The sequence below is a fragment of the Variovorax sp. W2I14 genome (assembly GCF_050435205.1).
Lineage (GTDB): Bacteria > Pseudomonadota > Gammaproteobacteria > Burkholderiales > Burkholderiaceae_C > Variovorax > Variovorax paradoxus_C.
In genome coordinates this window covers 1,148,013-1,165,070 of record NZ_JBNDJX010000001.1, presented here as the reverse complement: position 1 = coordinate 1,165,070, position 17,058 = coordinate 1,148,013, and the positions used below count along the sequence as shown (strand labels likewise).

The following is a 17,058-nucleotide window of genomic DNA, read 5'->3' as shown; positions in this document are numbered from 1 at the left end:
TTCACCCCTCAACCCATTCGAGGCAGCAGCAACTCATGAGCTCCATCAATTTCATCGGCGGCGAAAAAGGCGGTGTCGGCAAGTCGGTCACTGCGCGCGTCCTGGCGCAGTACTTCATCGACCGCAGCCGCCCCTTCACCGGCTTCGACACCGACCGTTCGCACAGCTCGTTCACCCGCTTCTACGAAGGCTTCGCCTCGCCCGTCGTGGTCGACAGCTACGAAGGACTCGACACGGTCGTGAACGGCTTCGAAACCAACCCGAAGCAAAGCGTGATCGTCGACCTGGCGGCCCAGACGCTGGCCCCGCTGTCGCGCTGGATCAAGGAGTCGGACCTCTTCGATGTGTTCGCCGAAATCGGCGTGACCGTCAATTTCTGGCACGTCCTCGACGACGGCAAGGACTCCACCGACCTGCTCGGCACGCTGATCGACACCTTCGGCAACCGGCCGAACTACATCGTGGTGCAGAACTACGGCCGCGGCAGCGATTTCGGGATGCTGCTGGCGTCGCAGTCGCTCTCCAAGGCGAATGCGAATGGTGCGCGGGTCATTGCGTTGCCGCGTCTGCACGAGGCCAGCATGCGCAAGATCGATGCGCAGAACACGAGCTTCTGGAAGGCCGTGAACGACCGCGAAGGCGCGCATGCCTTGGGCCTGCTGGAACGCCAGCGCGTGAAGTCGTGGCTGGCTACAGCCTACGCGGCGTTCGACACGCTGCCGCTGTAACGCCCAGCCACACGCCTCAGATCATCCCGCCGTTGATCGAGATCACCTGCCCGGTGATGTAGGCCGCTTCGTCGCTGGCCAGGAACGAGGCCAGCGCGGCCACTTCCTGCGGCGTTCCCGCCCGCTTCACCGGCACCATCTGGTTGATGACCGCGGGATCGAACACCGCATCCGCCATCGGCGACGCGATGATCCCCGGCGCGATCGCATTGACCGTCACGCCGCGCGACGCCACTTCGAGCGACAGCGCCTTGGTCGCGCTGTTGAGCGCGCCCTTGGCCGCGGCGTAGTTCACCTGCCCCCGGTTGCCCGTGATCGCCGACACCGACGAGATGTTCAGGATGCGCCCCCAGCGCGTGCGCATCATCGGCAGCAGCAACGGCTGCGTCACACGGAAGAACCCGTTGAGCGACACGTCGATCACCTTGTGCCACTGATCGGCGCGCATGCCCGGCAGCACCGCGTCGTCGTGCACGCCGGCGTTGTTGACGAGGATCTGGACCGGCCCGCCTTCCAGGATGCGCGCGCACGCGGCCGCCGAGGCCTCATCGCCGCGCAGGTCGAACACATGGCATTCGGCCTTGCCGCCCGCCGCGGTGATCGACGCGGCCAGTTGCTCGACCGCCTCGGGCCGCGAGTTGGCATGCAGCAGCACCGTCGCGCCGTCCCGCGCGAACCGCTCGGCCATGGCCGCGCCGAGTGCGCCGCTGGCACCTGTGATCAGCGCGCGTTTTCCTTCGAGACTCATGCAGTGCTTTCTGTTGCGAGCGGTGTGTTCAGAACCACCACGGCCCGCCCCTCGGCGAGCGTGCGGCCGTCGTCGGCGTTCACCGCGAATTCGTAGAGGACCTGTCGCTCGTCGCCCGACAGGCGCCGGGCCTGCACGTGCAGCTCGCCTTCAACGTCGTCGAACCGCGCGACGGCCAACCGCACATTGCGCGCGCTCGCGAGAAAACCCGCCGACGGCGTGCTGCCCTCCGCGGCCAGCAGCCCGCCATGCAGCGCCATGGCCTGTGCCGCGTATTCGATGGCATTCGGAGCGAGCAATCCGCCGGTCGTGCGCAGCGGGTTGTCCAGCAAACGGTGCGTGGTCGTGCTGCAGCGGATCACTTCCGCATCCCAGCCGTCCAGCCGCTCCAGCAGGCACATGCTGCCGCTGTGCGGAATGCGCGCGGCGATGCCCGCGCGGTCGAGCGTCTGCGGTGCCGTCAAGCGGCGGCCTCCAGATCGGCGACCAGCAGCACGTTGGCGAACGGGGTGCCTTCGCTCATCGGAATGCTCTGCACGCGGAAACCCAGGCGCTGCAGCAGCGCCGTCCATTCGGCGAGCGGACGGCCCCAGGTCGGCGAGACCTTGTGGCCGCGGATGCGCGTCACCGTGCGGTCGACCCACTGGCTGATCGCGAAACCGCGGCGGCTCGATGCGTCGCCGACGCGCAGCAGCAGCCGCGCCTTCGGGTTGCCGCCGCGCTCGAGCGCATCGCGCACGCGCGTCAGCACGCCTTCTTGAGCTTCGAGGTCCACGTAGTGCAGCACGTCGAGGATCACGACCAGGTCGCAGTCGGGCAAGGCGGCCGAGCACATGTCGGCGCACACCAGGCGCGGCGTCGGCTGCAGATGGCCGACCGATGCCTCGGCGCGGGCCACGTCCTTGGGCATCAGTTCGATGCCGGTGTAATCCGCGGCGGCCGGTGTGGCCGGCCACGCAGCGGGCCAACGCCCCTGCTGCTGCATGGCGCTCATCGACGCCAGCAGGCTCACGAAGAGCCCTTGTCCGCAGCCGATGTCGACCACGCGCCGATGCTGCGCGTCGATCAGCCCGCGTTCGAGCAGGCCACGGAACACCGGGTCGCGCCCGAGCTTGCCGCGGGCGAACTGCCAGGCGAAGGTGCCGCCCTTCTTGTAGGGAACGGTTGCGGCTTCATGCAGTTCGCGCCATGCGTTGTCGGTCGACAGCGACGACATCACGGCACTCACAGCTTCAGCCCTTCAGGCAGGGTCACGGCGCGCAATCCATCGGCGCGCAGGCGTTCGAGCAACAAGGGCAGTACCTCCAGCAAAACGGGTTTTCCTTCGGCGGTGCGCGCGGCGTTGCCGTCGTGCAGCAACAGGATGTCGCGGGCCTGCAGGTTGCGGGCGAGGCGCGCCATCACCTTGGCAGGGTCGCCTTCGCGCGTGTCGAAACCGCGCCGCGTCCAGCTCACGAGCGAGAGGCCCAGGCGATGCAGCACGGGTTCGAGAAACGGATTGCGCAGCCCGGCGGGCGCGCGAAAACAGGTCGGGCGCTGGCCGGTGACCTCGGTCAGGATGTCCTGCGCCCGCGCGATCTCGCTTGCAAAGCCGCGCGGTCCGAGGAACGAGAAGTTGTGGCGGTGCCGCGCCGTGTGGTTTTGGATGCTGTGGCCGCGCGCCACGATCTCGCGCGCCAGTTCCGGATGCGCCAGCACGCGCTCGGCGATGCAGAAGAAGGTGGCGCGCTGGCCGTGCGCGTCCAGCAGGTCGAGCACGCGGGGCGTGACTTCGGGCTCGGGCCCGTCGTCGATGGTGATCGCCACTTCGCGGCGCGCAGCCGCCGCTTCGGGCAGCCGCGTGACGTTGGGTCCCAGCAGGTTGCTGCGCGGCGTGAGGCCGGCGCCGGTGATCAGTGCATGGTTGAGCACGATTGCGCCGACGGCCCACGGCCAGGCGCCCGGCACCAGCACGCCCGCGCCGATGGCGGCCACATGCAAGGCCGCGCTGGCGCGCATGGCTGGCGGCCAGGGCCAGGATTCGGAAGCAGTGACGGCTGCGGAAGACATGGCGGCAGATTTTCCCATCAGGTGCGCCGTGCGGACGGCTTCACCTGCCGGGCAAACGCCGCTGACAGCAGCAGCGCCAGCAACGCCCCCGGGGCCACCACTCGACCGATTGACGACAGCGCCGGGATATCCGATATCGCGATCAAGCCAAAAGACACCACCGTCGTGAGGTTCGCCAGCATCAGCGAGGCCAGCGTGTCTTCATCCGCCCGTCCCGTCGTGCGCAGCTGATCGAAGAACAGCGCGTAGTTCGAACCCACCGCCACGATCAGCAGCAGCCCCACCAGATGGAGGATGCCGAGCGCGGCCTGCGCCAGTGCCATGCCGCCGAGCGTGAGCATCACTGCGAACACCAGCGGCTGGCACACGGCCAGCAGGCGGCGCCACGACCGCAGGTAGATGCCCAGCAGCACCACGACCGCCAGCGCCCCGAGCAGCACCTGCACGAAGGCTTCATGCAGATAACGCTGGTAGAGGCTCGCGAGCTCGCGGCCGACATCGACCACCTGCACGTCGGTCGTGCCCGCGAGCGCGGCTTCGAGCCGGCCCTGGTCGAATTTCGTTCCGGGATGCAGCACCAGCAGCGTCGCCCATCCGCCACCCGGGCGCTGGTACATCAGCGTGTTCAGCACGGAGCCGAGCGGGCCGCCGGCCAGGTCGGCCCGCTGCACGGGCGATTGCTTTCGCGCCGCCTCGACGTCGGCCAGGAACGGCCCGAGCCGCGAAGCCGGCAGCGGCAGGCCCTTCGTCGCTTCAGCCAGGCTGGCTTGCAGCGTGGCCGCGTCAGGCAGGCTCGCGATGCGCGCACGCTGCGTGGCCGCGCTCGGCAGCACGCGCGTGACGGCCTCGTAGCCGACGAGTTCGCCCGTGTCGACCAGCGCATCGAGCTTCGCCGCCGCCGCTTCGGTGTTCTGCAGCGCAGTCTGATCGTCGTCGCCGTAGGCCACGACCAGCACGCCGCCGTCGCTCGCGCCGATGTCGTTGCGCAGCATCTCGTCGAGCTGCTGGGCCGACTTGGGCACCGGGCTCATCGCGCCCAGGTCGGCGCGCCAGAGGTGTCCCCCCTGCCACAGCACCAGACCCAGCGCCGCCACGCCCAGCGCCGCCAGCGGCCAGCGCAGGCGCGGCAGGCCGCGCACCAGCATGCCGGCGAGCTGCGCCATGTACTTGCGCATGCCCATGCCGGTCGCGCCATCGGGCGCAAGCATCGGCAGCACGTAGCGCGTGGCCAGCGCGGCGGAGACCAGGCCGGCGATGGAGAACACGCCCAGTTGCGCCAATCCCGGAAAGCCCGAGAACACCAGCGCCGCGAAGCCGCACACCGACGTCAGCAACCCGAGCCGCACGGTGGGCCAGTTCAGGTCTCGCCAGCGCTGCCAGCCGGTCCCGGCCACGTTGGCGCCGCGCGCCTGGATCAGGTAATAGATGGCGTAGTCCACCGTCTCGCCGATCAGCGTGCTGCCGAAGCCCAGCGTGAGGCCGTGCACCGAGCCGAACACCAGACTCACGCTCGCGGTGCCGATCACCACGCCCGTCGCCACCGGCAGGAAGGCGATGAGCAGTGCGCGGGGAGACGCAAAGGCCAGCAGCAGCAATACGCCCATCACGATGCCGCCGACGATCGCGAGATGGATCGCTTCGGTCTTGATCTTGTCGCGGCTCATCACCGAGAACACCGGGGGGCCGCTCAGCAGCAGCTTGGGCTTGGCCTCCCCCATCTCGCGCGTGGCGGCGTCGAAGGCCGCGTGCACCTTCGCGATGGCCACGGCTTGCGCGTCAAGGTCGCTGCCAGCGGCGCGTGTGGTGGCGATCATCAGCGCGCGCGGCGCACTGCGCGACATCCACACGCCGTCTTCGCTGCGCGGCGCGCTCGCCGGCACCAGCTCCATCGCGATGCGCTGGGTCTCGCCGGTCGGGTCGCGATCGAGAAAAGGCTTGATCACGTTGCCCGCCGGCGTGCCCAGCATCGACAGCGTCTCGTTGATCGCGTCGCGCAGGCCTTCGGCGGTGAAGTGCCCCGGCATGGCCGCGGGCGAGAGTTGGTAGCGGTGCTGGAACACCCAGGTGCCCGCCTCGCTCCAGTCGCCGACGTCGCCGTTCTGGATCAGGTCGAAGAGCTGGCTCTCGCGCATGACCTTCGCCGTGGCACGCGAGGCCGCGGCGCGCTGCTCTGCGCTGCCGCCCTCGATGCCCAGCATCAGCGTGCGCGAGGCGACGCCGCTTTGCAGTTGCTCGATCAGCACACGCTGGCGCAGGTCCGGGCTCTTGGGCAGGAAGGCCGAAAGATCGGCACCGATCTGCGTGCGCGCGATGACGACGGCACCGCACAGCAGCACCAGCAGCCACGCGATCAGCACGACGGCCCTCTGCCGCCAGCCCGGCGGACCGCCGGCCTGCGGCGCCGCATTCACGGTGGTCACGGTGTGGTGCGTCCGGCCGCGCCGGACGGGGCCGCGTTGGTGGCCGGGGCCGCGGGCGCGTTCGGCGAGATGGTCATGACCGAGCGGTCGCCGCCGATGAACTCCATCTCCAGCCCCAGCACGTCGCTCGCGCGGCCGCTGATGCGGATGCTGCGCACCTGCGCGGCCAGCCGGCTGTCCATGGGCGTGAGGTCGAGCGTCCACTTGCCCGGCGCGCCCGTCACCGTGCTCTTGAAATAGCGCTGCAGCGTGGTGCCATCGCCGCTCAGCGTGCCGCGCATGGCTTCGACCAGGCCGAGCAGCTCGGGCATGCTGTCCAGCGCCAGCGTGCGGTTGCGCCCGCCGCGCGACAGGGTCAGCGTGTTGCCGTCGACCGCCATGGTCTCGGTGCGCGGCGACAGCGTGCGGCGCACGAGCTTGTCGGGTGCATCGAAGCTCAGCGTGCCGCTCGCATCGAGCGGGCCTTCCAGGCCGTGCACGAAGCGCTGTTCGGTGAAGCGGGCCTCGCCGCTCTTCTGCTTGGCCAGGAGGCCCATCAACTCGGGCAGGTCGAACGCCCACGCCGGCGCGGCACAGAAAGCCACCGCCAGCACCACCACCTTGCAAAGCCGGTCAAGCCGCATCTTCGAGCCAGAAATCATGAAAATTGAACCAGTTGTACGGATAAGCGCGGCACAGCGCCTCCAGGCGCGCGACGTAGGCCTCGACCGCGGCGCGGATGCGCCGCTCGCGGTCCGCGGCGTCGACCGGCGGCTCGGCAAAGTCGGCCAGCGGATCGAACCGGACATCGTAGCGAGCGCCGCCGCCATAGAGGCCGGCCATGAAGAACACCTTGCGGCGCAGCAGCGCTGCCAGGCGGAACGGCCCATCGTTGAAAGTGGCGGGCTGCCCGAGGAACGGCAGCACGATGCTGTTGCCGCGGTGGTGCGAGGGCTGGTCTTCGCTGCCCGGCAGCGTGCGGTCGGCCAGCATGCCGCCCAGGCCACCGTCGTCGAGCCAGTCGCGCAGCGCGAGCATCGAATTCGGCCGGCCTAGCGCGATCACGTGGGGCCGCATCTCGGGCACCGCGATGTGGTTGAGGATGGCCGTGATGCGCTGTGCGTTGTCCGGGTACATCAGCATCGCGAGGCGCAGGCCCTGCTGCTGCGTGCGGTGCTTGCAGGCACCCATCACCTCGAAGCTGCCCACGTGCGCACCGAGCAGAAAGGCGCCCCGCCCTTCGGCCGCTTCGGTTTCGAGCGGTTCGTTGCCTTCGATCGTGATCTTGAAAAGATCCATGCGGCCGCGGAGGAAATACACCCGGTCGAGCACTGTCGAAGAGAACGCGTGCAGCAGCCGGTATCCGTCGATCCAGCCCGCGTGCGGGCCGATGGCCCTGAACAGGTAGCGCTTGATCTGCCGGCGCGGCGCCGGTGCGAACAACAGGAAGTAAAGACTGATCGGCGGCAGCAGCAGCCGCGTGACGTGGCGCCCGCACACCAGCGCCATGAAGCAGATGAAGCGCAGCGCGAGCATGTTGCTGCGCTCGGGCGCCTGGGTCCAGCCCCCCTTCTGCGTGGTCTGCGCAGACTGGGCAGCCTCGTTGAGGGCGCGCGTTTCAGCGTCGGTGTGCTTCATCACGCGGACTCTTGCACGGCAGTCCAGCGGCCGGTGACAGCCACCACGCCGTCGCAGCGCACGTCGAAGCGCACGCCGCGGCCGGCACCGGCTTCCGGTTGCAGTTCGATGGACAGCGTGCTGCCGGGCCGCACCGGCGCCAGGAACTTGGCCGCTGCGAGCGTCGGACTCACCCCAAGGCGCGCGACCAGCGCCGGCACGCGCTGGATCGCTTCCATGACCTCGGCCAGCACCAGCGCGCCGGGCAGCAGCGGCTGGCCGGAGAAATGGCCGGCGAAAGAAGGATGGTCGACGGGCACGGTGTGTGCGATCTTCACCGGCGTGTCGTCTTCAGCGAGCTGCGCCAGCGCGAATTCGCGCAGCGCCCGTACCGTGAGCTTGCCGGTGCCTTCGCGCGGGAAAGACTTCACCTGCACCACGCGCCGCGGCACGAACACCGGCTCCAGGCGCTGGCGCAGCGCGGCGATGATCTCGCCCGCCGCCAGCGTGGGTGCCACCACGAAGGCCACCGGACGCACCACACCGTCGGCCACTTCGTCGGGCAGCCAGAACGCGCCGTCGTCGACGCCGGGAATGCTGTTGAGGTGGTAGTTCAGGTGCGCGAGCGAACTGCGTCGGCCGGCCACATGGATCAGGTCGTTTGCGCGGCCGAACAGGCGAAACCGCCGGTCGTCCAGGAGCTCGAGCACGTCGGCCATGGGCGTCGGCTCGGGAATGAAGTCGCCCTCGAAGATGAAGCGCTCGGGCCCGTCGCCCTCGCCCGGTTCCGCATGCACGCGGATCTGGCCGAAGTTTTCCCAGATGTCGCTTTCGGTCGTGCGGCGGGTGGCAACCTGGCCCGATTCGGTGCTGCCGTAGATCTCGAGCAGCACCGCGCCCATGGCCTGCTCGGCCTGGAGCGCGAGCTGCGGCGACAGCGGCGCGGTGGCCGAGAGGATCAGGTCCACCGGCGGCAGATCGATGCCCGACAGCAGCAGCGTCTTCAGGTGAAACGGCGTGGTCACCAGCGCGCGCGGGCGCGGCACCGAAGCCAGCGTCTGCGCCACGTCGGCCGGGAAAAAGGGCCGCCCGCTTTCGAACATGGCACCGCCCAGCATCGCCAGCAGCACCGACGATTCGAGGCCATAGCTGTGCTGCACCGGCACGGTCGCGACCAGCGTCAGGCCTTCGAGCGACGGACGGCCGAGGACGCGGCTGAGCCGCTCGACCGCGACAGCCACGTCGCCCACCAGCGTGCGCCAGTTCTTGGCATGCGGTTGCGGCGCGCCGGTGGAGCCCGAGGTGAGCAGGCTGGCCGCGTGCATCGCGCCGTCGAATGCGGGCACGGTCGCGTCCGCGTCGCCTTCGAGGCTGGAGCGGTCTTCGATCAGCACGCGCTGCATGCCGGGCGTCTGCTGCTTCGTGTCGTCGGTGAGCGCGAAAAGGCGGGTGCCGTGGCTTTCGACCAGGCGCGCCAGCGTGTCGGGGCGCGCATCGGGCGGCAGCAAGCTCGCGTGGCCGCGCATCAGCGCGGCACCCAGGCTCACTGCGAAGGCGTAGCGGTCGACGCACAGGTTGACTGCGGGGCCTTCGGCCGGCAGCACCGGCGCGAAGCGAGCCACGTCGGCCAGGAACTGGCGGGTGCTCACAGGCTCGCCTGCACGCCAGGCCAGGGGGGCGTCGGGGTCGCGGTCCGCGAGCAGGGGCAGGAGGGGGTTGTCTGTCGTCACGCGGGCTGCGCCTGTGTCACCGGGGGCCGGCGCCGTTGTCGATCGTCGAGGTGCCGTAGAAAGCACGCACCGCATCGACAAGCCGGGTGCGCTCGAACTCGGGATGCAGCCTGTAGCGCACCAGGTGCTCGCCGACGAACAACAGGGCCACCGACACCGGCGACAGCACATTGGCCAGCAGCGACCAGGCCGAGAACGGCATCGTCAGGTAGACCACGATCGAAGACACGACCACCACCGCGAAATACACGGTCCAGACCCGCGTGAGATGCGTCGTGTAGGACAGCATGTGCCCCTTGAGCGGATGCACGCGCTGCGCGAACTGCGTGATCAGCGGCAGCCCGCGGCCGCGCAGCGTGGAGCCGAACCAGCCGCAGAGCGCGCCGTTGATACCGACGTGCTGCAGCACATAGAGACGGTTCGGATCGCCCGCTTCACCCAGGAAGACCAGCGAGAAGCCGCCGATGCCCAATGCCATTGCGGCCGCAAAGCCCCAGCGGCCGAACCAGCTGGCGGCGAAACCCATGGCCGCAAGCCACAGCGGGCCGAGCAACACCACCACCGCCCACGGCTCGGTGGCGTGGAACAAGGTCATCCAGTGGGAAAGGCCGGCATAGGCCACTCCCACCATCAGCAGGAGTGCTATTCGCCATCGTGACATGGGATTCAGGGGGCGGCGCGGTGCTGGGCGACGTGCGTCGCGAGCGTGCGCAGCGACTGGAAGATCTGCTGGTTGCGTTCGTCGTCCGAACGCAGCTGGAAACCGTAGCGCCGCGAGACTTCGAGCGCGACTTCGAGGATGTCGATGGAGTCAAGACCCAACCCTTCGCCGTACAACGGCTCGGTGGGAACGATGTCCTCGGGCGCAACCTCGAGATTGAGGGCGTTCACGAGCAGCACGGCGAGTTCTTTTTCGATCGGCGACTGTTCTGACGCATCGCCAGCGGCGGGAATGGGGGGCTGAGCAGTCGATGACAAAAAAACCTCCTGAAAACTTTTTCCTGAACCTATCGTGCGGCCGTGGATTATAGGAGTGCAGACTGGGGCCCGTTCACCCTCTGCGGGGGCCCTAGACTACCGGCTTCGATACGACCCGGAGCGCCCCATGGCCGACCCCCTTCTGATCGCACGGCACGACACCATCGAGTGCGCCCTCCTCCCCGGCTTTGCCAATCGCCACGGCCTCATCACCGGCGCCACCGGCACCGGCAAGACCGTCACGCTGCAGACCATCGCCGAGAAGCTCTCCAGCATCGGCGTGCCGGTGTTCATGGCCGACGTCAAGGGCGACCTGACGGGCATCAGCCAGAAAGGCACCATCGGCGGCAAGCTGGCCGCCACGCTCAAGGAACGCGGCATCGACGTGCCCGAGCCCTCCGCCTGCCCCGTGACGTTGTGGGACGTGTTCGGCGAACAGGGCCACCCGGTGCGGGCCACCGTGTCCGACATGGGCCCGCTGCTGCTGGGCCGCATGCTCGATGTGAACGAAACGCAGGCCGGCGTGCTGAACCTGGTGTTCAAGATCGCCGACGACAACGGCATGCTGCTGCTCGACCTGAAGGACCTGCGCGCCATGCTGCAGTACGTGGGCGAGAACGCGAGCCAGTTCACCACCCAGTACGGCAACATCAGCGCCGCCAGCGTGGGCGCCATCCAGCGCGGCCTGCTGCAGATCGAGACCCAGGGCGGCGACAAGTTCTTCGGCGAGCCAATGCTCAACATTGCTGATTTCATGCAGACCGTGGGCGGCAAGGGCGTGGTCAACGTGCTGGCGGCCGACAAGCTCATGAATTCGCCGCGCCTGTACGCGACCTTCCTCTTGTGGATGCTGTCGGAGCTGTTCGAGCAGTTGCCCGAAATCGGCGACCCCGATCAGCCCAAGCTCGCCTTCTTCTTCGACGAGGCGCACCTGCTCTTCAACGAGGCGCCCAAGGCGCTGGTGGAGCGCATCGAACTGGTCGTGCGCCTCGTGCGCTCCAAGGGCGTGGGCGTGTATTTCGTCACCCAGAACCCACTGGACATTCCCGACACGGTGCTGGCCCAGCTCGGCAACCGCGTGCAGCATGCGCTGCGCGCCTTCACCCCGCGCGACCAGAAGGCCGTGAAAGCGGCCGCCAGCACGATGCGCCAGAAGCCCGGCCTCGACATCGAAACCGCCATCACCGAACTCGCCGTCGGCGAGGCGCTCGTGAGCTTCCTCGATGAAAAGGGCCGTCCGAGCGTGACCGAGCGCGTGTTCGTGCTGCCGCCGGGCAGCCAGCTCGGGCCGATCACGCCCGACCAGCGCAAGGCGTTGATCGCCAATTCGCTCGTCGCCGGTGTGTACGAGAAGACGGTGGACCGCGAATCGGCCTACGAAAAGCTCAAGGGCCGCGCCGAGTCCGCACCCGATGCGCCCGCGGCCAAGGCGCCCGCCGGCAAGACCGGCACCGAGGAAGCCGGCTCCGGCATGGGCGGCATGCTCAACGACATGATCTTCGGCAGCACCGGCCCGCGCGGCGGCAAGCGCGACGGCCTGGTGCAGACCATGGCCAAGTCGGCGGTGCGCACCATGGGCACGTCGGTGGGCAAGGAGATTTTGCGGGGCGTGCTCGGCGGGATCTTCGGCAGCAAGAAGCGCTGAAGCCCGGGGGCAGGCTTACCAGCGCAGCAGGCGCGGCCCCAGCGCGGCGCCGACCAGCACCGGCACGGCAATGCCGCTCACGTACCAGATCGCCAGGAACGGCGCGGTGAGCTCCATGCAGTGCAGCGCGTAGACCGCTGCGCCGACACCGCCTGCGAGCGCGCCCGCCGCGGCGCCCGCCAGCGCGGGCCGCGTCGGCGCAAGCCCCTTGAGCGCCACCATCGCGGCCGCGAAAACCGGCAGTGCCATCAGCCCGATGCTCAGCGCGCAGATGCGCCACGACTGCCCCATGAGCGACGGCATCCTGTCCTCGGCCGGCAGGGTGAACCAGGCGATGGCAGCCAGTGTCCAGACGCCGAGCACCGGCAGCACCGCACCGGCCCACGCATGCCGCACCGCGACACCCGGCCGCGCAAGCCGCTGCACCATCACGAAGCCGGCCGCCGCGATGCACAGCGGAAACAGCACCTTGACCCAGAACATCGGCCAGAACATGGCCTGCACCAGGTCGCGCCTGAGGCCGTACTCGGCGAACAGGATCACGAACGACAGCGGCATGCCGACCAGCAGCGCCAGCCACAGCCGCCGGCTCGCCGCGCGGCGCGGCGCCGCGACGGGACCGTTCGCGAGCATCGCGACCAAGTCGTCGGTCTTCATGCGGCAGCGCTCCAGTTGTGGCCGAAGCGCGCAGCCAGTGCCTTGAGCCCGCGGTGGATGCCCACCTTCACCGCCGACTCCGACATGCCCGTGAGGCTCGCGGTCTCGGCGACCGAGAGGCCCTCGATCTTCACGTGCACGATCGGCAGGCGCTGGCGTTCGGGCAGCGTCTGGAGCAGGCCGCCCAGGTCGCGCTTCGCGTCGCTGGCCTCGGTGGCGGAATCGGCGAACACCGCGAGATCGTCGTCCAGCGGGTCATGCAGGTCTTCGCGGACCGACTTGGCGCGCAAGAGGTCGATCATCTTGTAGCGCGCAATCGCATGCACCCAGGCCGTCAGCGGCTGATCGCTCTGGTAGGTGTGGCGCTGGTTGTGCATGGCGAGCAGGCATTCCTGGACAAGGTCTTCCACTTCATCGGGCCAGCCAAAGAGGCGCTTGCCCAGAAAAGCGCGCAGGTGCGCGCTGAGTTTCTGCAGGAATTCGCGGTAGGCGTTCGCATCGCCATCGAGCCCCCGAAGGAACAGGCTCCGCAGCGCCGCTTCCGCGTCGCCCATCTGCATCCTGCTGCTTATAGGGGTTCGTGCCATCGGGCTGGCTGGTTACAGCCGGGTCGAAAAATAGTGCGTTGGATTGTGCCGCGACACGCAAAGTGCCCGCGCCCGCAGGCCCTTCGCGCGCACCTTGGGCTAAGCTGCGCCGATGTTCCGCGGACTCGTCTCGCACCCCTGGGCCTACCCGGCGCTGGAGGTGGTGCACATCGTCGGCATCGCGCTGCTGTTCGGCGGGCTGCTGGTGTTCGAGTTGCGCGCGCTCGGCATGGGCCGCGAGCTGCCCGCACCGCTGCTGGCACGTCTCACGCTCCGCCCCGCGCTCGTCGGCTTCGGGCTGTGCGCGGCCACCGGGCTCACCATGTTCTCGGGCCAACCCGACGAACTGCTCGCGAACAACGCCTTTCGCATCAAGATGCTCCTGATCGCCCTGGCGGGCGCCAATGCCGCGCTCTTTCATTTCCGCAGCGGCGTCGCCGCCGTCGACCGCTTCGGCAAGGCGCAATGCCTTCTGTCCTTGGGGTTTTGGCTCGCTGTCATCATCTGCGGGCGCTGGATCGCCTACCTCTGAACCCTCTCTGAACCGACTGAACCGAAGGAGACCGAGATGATGCAAAGACGCCTCTTCACTGCCGCCTCGTTGGGCCTTGCCCTGCCCGCCTGGGCGCACCACGGATGGAGCAGCTTCGACCAGGAGCGGCCGCTCTACCTTGAGGGCCGCGCGACCAAGGTGCTGTGGCGCAACCCGCACGGCGAACTGGAGCTCGAACTGCCCGACAACCCGGCGCTTCCCGCCGACCTGAAGCAACGCGCGCTGCCCAAGCAGACGACGTCCGTCGATGGCCCCGGGCTCCTCGCCAAGGCGCAATTGCCGACGCGGCGCGACCGCAAATGGCAGGTCGAGCTGGCGCCCCTCACGCGCCTGCAGGCCTGGGGCGTCGAAGAGATCAAGCCCGGCACCCAGGTGGGCGTGCTCGGCTTCACTTTCACCGGCGAGAAAGGCGATGCGGTGCTGCGCGCCGAATACCTGTTCGTCGACGGCAAGGCCTACGGCCTGCGGTCTTCGCCAGCCTGAATGCCGCGGGCGGGGCATGGTCCGCCCCGGCTTGCCAGCCGCACAAGTGATCGGTACATTGCATTTTTTGAGGGCCTGCAATGTCCGTAGATAGCACCCAGATCCCTTCCGCACTCCCGGCCGGCACCACGCCCCTTTCGCCGCTCTCGCCGCTTTCTCCCGTCCCGCCGCTCCTACCGCTGCACCCCTCCTCGTCGACCGGCCACATCCGCCTGACCTCGCATGCCGGCGGCTTCGGCGCCCTGCCCATCCAGTGGGGCGCGGCCACCGCCACCGAGCGCGGCCCCGTCGTCGGCACGACCACAAAGCGCGCGCACCGCAACGTCATCGGCACGCACAGCGGCTCCTACAGCGTGTACCGCGCGCTCGCGGTGGCATCGGGTGCCTTGAAGCGCGAGCACAAGGCCGACCTCACCAACACCGCGCCCACCGACGTGATCGGCCCGTACCCGCAATGGGGCGAGCCCGGCCGCATCGTCTCGCTCGACCCCTGGGGCGCACTCGTGGCCGATGTGTTCTCCACCGAGCTGGCCGCGGGCTACGACATCCGCCCGACCATCGCGATCACCAAGGCGCACGTGATCCTGCCCGAGGTGATCGAGGCGCTGCAAAGCGGCCGCCTGAAGGCCGACGGCCACTTCCTTACGGCGGGCGGCGCCGCGATGGTGACCAAGGCGGCCATCGAGCCCGTGTGGTACCTCCCCGAGGTGGCGCGCCGCTTCGGCTGCTCCGAGACCGACCTGCGCCGCACGCTCTTCGAGGAAACCGGTGGCATGTACCCCGAGCTTGTCACGCGCTCCGACCTTGAAGTGTTCTTGCCGCCCATCGGCGGGCAGACCATCTACATCTTCGGCAATCCGCGCGACCTGGCCAACCCGGAGGTGGAACTCACCGCGCGCATCCATGACGAGTGCAACGGCTCCGACGTGTTCGGCTCGGACATCTGCACCTGCCGCCCCTACCTCACGCACGCGATCGAGGAATGCATCCAGGGCGCGCAGCGCGGCGGCGTGGGGCTCATCGCCTACTCGCGCAAGGAAGGCCGTGCGCTCGGCGAAGTGACCAAATTCCTTGTCTACAACGCACGCAAGCGCCAGGTGGGCGGCGACACGGCCGACCAGTATTTCGCGCGCACCGAGTGCGTGGCCGGCGTGCAGGACATGCGCTTTCAGGAGCTGATGCCCGACGTCTTCCACTGGCTCGGCATTAGGAAGATCCATCGGCTCGTGTCGATGAGCAACATGAAGTTCGACGCGATCGCCGGCTCGGGCATCGAGATCGGCGAGCGCGTGAACATTCCCGATGAACTGATCCCGGCGGACGCCCGCGTCGAGATGGACGCCAAGATGGCCGCCGGCTACTTCACGCCCGGCCCGGTGCCGGACGCCGAGGAACTCAAGAAGGCCAAGGGCCGGGGATTGAGCGAATGAGCAGCAGCAACAGAAACAGCAACGACGAATTTCCGAACATGCCCGCCGATGGCTCGGGCAGCCTCGCGCCCGGCGGTGAGGGCACGGTCGATCCGTCCATCGAATTCGCCGTGGACACGGCGCACCCTGCCGGCGCGGCCTCGCTGCTGCGCACCACCGCCGCCATCCGGGAGCGCGCGGCCGCCCTGCTGGCACGCGCGCGGCGCGGCGAATCGCAGTGGTTCCGCATCGGCAGCGACGACGCGCTCGAAGACGCGGCGCGCACCGTGGCCGAGGTCACGCGCGAGCGCTACCCGTGGGACACCATCCCGTATCACAGCCGCTGGCGCCACTTCGAGGCTGGCGGCATCGACCGGCTGAAGCAGTTGGACGAGCTGCTGGGCAAAGGCATCGACGCCCGGCAGCGCGCCCGCGCGCACATCGACCTCGTGCTGGTGAGCGTGCTGCTCGATGCCGGCGCCGGTGCCGACTGGCACTACACCGAGCCCGCCACCGGCGAGCGCTACACCCGCTCCGAAGGGCTGGGCGTGGCGAGCTTCCACGCATTCACGAGCGGGCTTTTCTCGTCGGACCCCGACCATCCGCTGCAGGCCGACGCGGCCGGCCTCAAGGGCCTTGTGACCGACCGGCTGGGCGACGCCTTCCAGGTGAGCGATGTCAATCCGCTGGTGGGCCTCGCGGGCCGCGCCATCCTGCTGCGCCGGCTTGGCGAGGCGATGAGCGAACAGCCCGAGACCTTCGGCGAAGACGGCCGGCCTGCCGGCATGTTCGATGCACTGGTCGCGCCTTTCGGCGCCGCCTCGCCGCCGACGGCCGAGATCACCGCGCACCAGATCCTGTCGCTGCTGCTCGAATCGCTCTCGCGCATCTGGCCCTCGGCCAACGCGGTGGACAGCATCGCCATCGACGGCAGCGACAACGCCGGCGGCATCCCCTCGGGCGACCCGGCGCTGGCGCTCGGCGACTGCTGGCGCCACAGCGCGGTGCGCGGCCCCGGCCTCACCAACGGCTGGATGCCCTTCCACAAGCTCTCGCAGTGGCTCACCTATTCGCTGCTCGAGCCCTTCGAATGGGCCGGAGTGAAGGTGCGCCAGCTCGATGCGCTCACCGCCCTGCCCGAGTACCGCAATGGGGGCCTCTTGATCGACAGCGGCGTGATCGTGCCGAAAGACCCGGCCTTCCTCACCCGCCGTTGGAAAGCGGGCGACGAATTCATCGTCGAATGGCGCGCCCTCACCGTGGCGCTGCTCGACGAGGTCGCGCCGCGCGTGCGCAAGGTGCTCGACCGCACCGAGGAAGAACTGCCGCTGGCCTGCGTGCTCGAGGGCGGCACCTGGGCGGCGGGCCGTTCACTGGCACAGCGCTTGCGAGACGGAGCGCCACCGCTCCTGATCGAGAGCGACGGCACCGTCTTTTAGACTCGCGGGTTCACTTTTGCAGCAACGGCATAAAAA

General features: G+C 68.9%; 18 protein-coding genes. 6 read left to right on the top strand and 12 right to left on the bottom strand.

Annotated elements, in window-relative coordinates; genetic code table 11:
- The first annotated feature begins 35 nt into the window (after nt 1-35).
- The gene (locus tag QF040_RS05505; protein ID WP_307507321.1) at nt 36-728 is read left to right on the top strand and encodes a mobilization protein; all 693 of its coding nucleotides are present in this window, start codon (nt 36-38) and stop codon (nt 726-728) included.
- Nucleotides 729-744: 16 nt separating this feature from the next.
- Here the strand turns inward: QF040_RS05505 and fabG are convergent, their stop codons facing one another.
- Genes fabG through QF040_RS05455 form a run of 10 tightly spaced genes read right to left on the bottom strand, consistent with a single transcriptional unit; the run spans nt 745 to nt 10,249 of the window.
- Entirely contained in the window at nt 745-1,476 is a 732-nt protein-coding gene (gene fabG, locus QF040_RS05500) for a 3-oxoacyl-ACP reductase FabG (protein ID WP_429610150.1), read from the bottom strand.
- Nucleotides 1,473-1,940: a hydroxymyristoyl-ACP dehydratase gene (locus QF040_RS05495; protein WP_429610149.1), complete on the bottom strand. Its 468-nt coding sequence runs from the start codon at nt 1,938-1,940 to the stop codon at nt 1,473-1,475. The genes fabG and QF040_RS05495 overlap by 4 nt, the downstream gene beginning before the upstream one ends.
- Nucleotides 1,937-2,692, bottom strand: coding sequence for a class I SAM-dependent methyltransferase (locus QF040_RS05490; RefSeq protein ID WP_429614620.1), 756 nt, complete (start codon nt 2,690-2,692; stop codon nt 1,937-1,939). Before QF040_RS05490 ends, QF040_RS05495 begins: the two co-directional genes overlap by 4 nt.
- Nucleotides 2,693-2,700: 8 nt before the next feature.
- A complete protein-coding gene (locus tag QF040_RS05485) occupies nt 2,701-3,543 on the bottom strand; it encodes a polysaccharide deacetylase family protein (protein WP_429610148.1) in 843 nt (280 codons plus the stop codon).
- Entirely contained in the window at nt 3,543-5,945 is a 2,403-nt protein-coding gene (locus tag QF040_RS05480; protein ID WP_429610147.1) for an MMPL family transporter, read from the bottom strand. The genes QF040_RS05485 and QF040_RS05480 overlap by 1 nt, the downstream gene beginning before the upstream one ends.
- Nucleotides 5,942-6,586, bottom strand: a complete 645-nt coding sequence (locus tag QF040_RS05475; RefSeq protein ID WP_429610146.1) for a LolA-related protein — start codon at nt 6,584-6,586, stop codon at nt 5,942-5,944. Before QF040_RS05475 ends, QF040_RS05480 begins: the two co-directional genes overlap by 4 nt.
- Nucleotides 6,558-7,562: an acyl-CoA synthetase gene (locus tag QF040_RS05470; protein WP_306879620.1), complete on the bottom strand. Its 1,005-nt coding sequence runs from the start codon at nt 7,560-7,562 to the stop codon at nt 6,558-6,560. The genes QF040_RS05475 and QF040_RS05470 overlap by 29 nt, the downstream gene beginning before the upstream one ends.
- Entirely contained in the window at nt 7,562-9,271 is a 1,710-nt protein-coding gene (locus QF040_RS05465) for an AMP-binding protein (RefSeq protein ID WP_429610145.1), read from the bottom strand. Before QF040_RS05465 ends, QF040_RS05470 begins: the two co-directional genes overlap by 1 nt.
- Nucleotides 9,272-9,287: 16 nt before the next feature.
- A complete protein-coding gene (locus QF040_RS05460; protein WP_429610144.1) occupies nt 9,288-9,932 on the bottom strand; it encodes a hypothetical protein in 645 nt (214 codons plus the stop codon).
- 5 nt (nt 9,933-9,937) lie between these two features.
- Nucleotides 9,938-10,249 carry a phosphopantetheine-binding protein gene (locus QF040_RS05455; RefSeq protein WP_429610143.1) on the bottom strand — a complete coding sequence of 104 codons (312 nt, stop codon included), beginning with the start codon at nt 10,247-10,249 and terminating at the stop codon, nt 9,938-9,940.
- Nucleotides 10,250-10,376: 127 nt separating this feature from the next.
- Between QF040_RS05455 and QF040_RS05450 the strand changes: the two genes are divergently transcribed.
- The gene (locus QF040_RS05450) at nt 10,377-11,894 is read left to right on the top strand and encodes a helicase HerA-like C-terminal domain-containing protein (protein WP_429610142.1); all 1,518 of its coding nucleotides are present in this window, start codon (nt 10,377-10,379) and stop codon (nt 11,892-11,894) included.
- Nucleotides 11,895-11,909: 15 nt separating this feature from the next.
- Here QF040_RS05450 and QF040_RS05445 read toward each other — a convergent pair whose 3' ends face one another.
- Together QF040_RS05445 and QF040_RS05440 are read right to left on the bottom strand one after the other, a co-directional pair.
- Nucleotides 11,910-12,551: an NrsF family protein gene (locus tag QF040_RS05445; RefSeq protein ID WP_429610141.1), complete on the bottom strand. Its 642-nt coding sequence runs from the start codon at nt 12,549-12,551 to the stop codon at nt 11,910-11,912.
- Nucleotides 12,548-13,105 carry a sigma-70 family RNA polymerase sigma factor gene (locus tag QF040_RS05440; RefSeq protein ID WP_429614619.1) on the bottom strand — a complete coding sequence of 186 codons (558 nt, stop codon included), beginning with the start codon at nt 13,103-13,105 and terminating at the stop codon, nt 12,548-12,550. The genes QF040_RS05445 and QF040_RS05440 overlap by 4 nt, the downstream gene beginning before the upstream one ends.
- A gap of 145 nt (nt 13,106-13,250) precedes the next feature.
- On the opposite strand from QF040_RS05440, the gene QF040_RS05435 reads away from it, so the two are divergent.
- The 4 genes from QF040_RS05435 (at nt 13,251) to QF040_RS05420 (ending at nt 17,022) form a co-directional block, all read left to right on the top strand.
- Entirely contained in the window at nt 13,251-13,670 is a 420-nt protein-coding gene (locus tag QF040_RS05435) for a hypothetical protein (RefSeq protein ID WP_429610140.1), read from the top strand.
- A 36-nt stretch (nt 13,671-13,706) separates the two neighbouring features.
- Nucleotides 13,707-14,174 carry a DUF6152 family protein gene (locus tag QF040_RS05430; RefSeq protein ID WP_307644945.1) on the top strand — a complete coding sequence of 156 codons (468 nt, stop codon included), beginning with the start codon at nt 13,707-13,709 and terminating at the stop codon, nt 14,172-14,174.
- Between the two features lie 80 nt (nt 14,175-14,254).
- Nucleotides 14,255-15,604: a GTP cyclohydrolase II gene (locus QF040_RS05425; RefSeq protein WP_429610139.1), complete on the top strand. Its 1,350-nt coding sequence runs from the start codon at nt 14,255-14,257 to the stop codon at nt 15,602-15,604.
- Nucleotides 15,601-17,022, top strand: a complete 1,422-nt coding sequence (locus QF040_RS05420; protein ID WP_429610138.1) for a URC4/urg3 family protein — start codon at nt 15,601-15,603, stop codon at nt 17,020-17,022. Before QF040_RS05425 ends, QF040_RS05420 begins: the two co-directional genes overlap by 4 nt.
- The last annotated feature ends 36 nt before the right edge of the window (nt 17,023-17,058 follow it).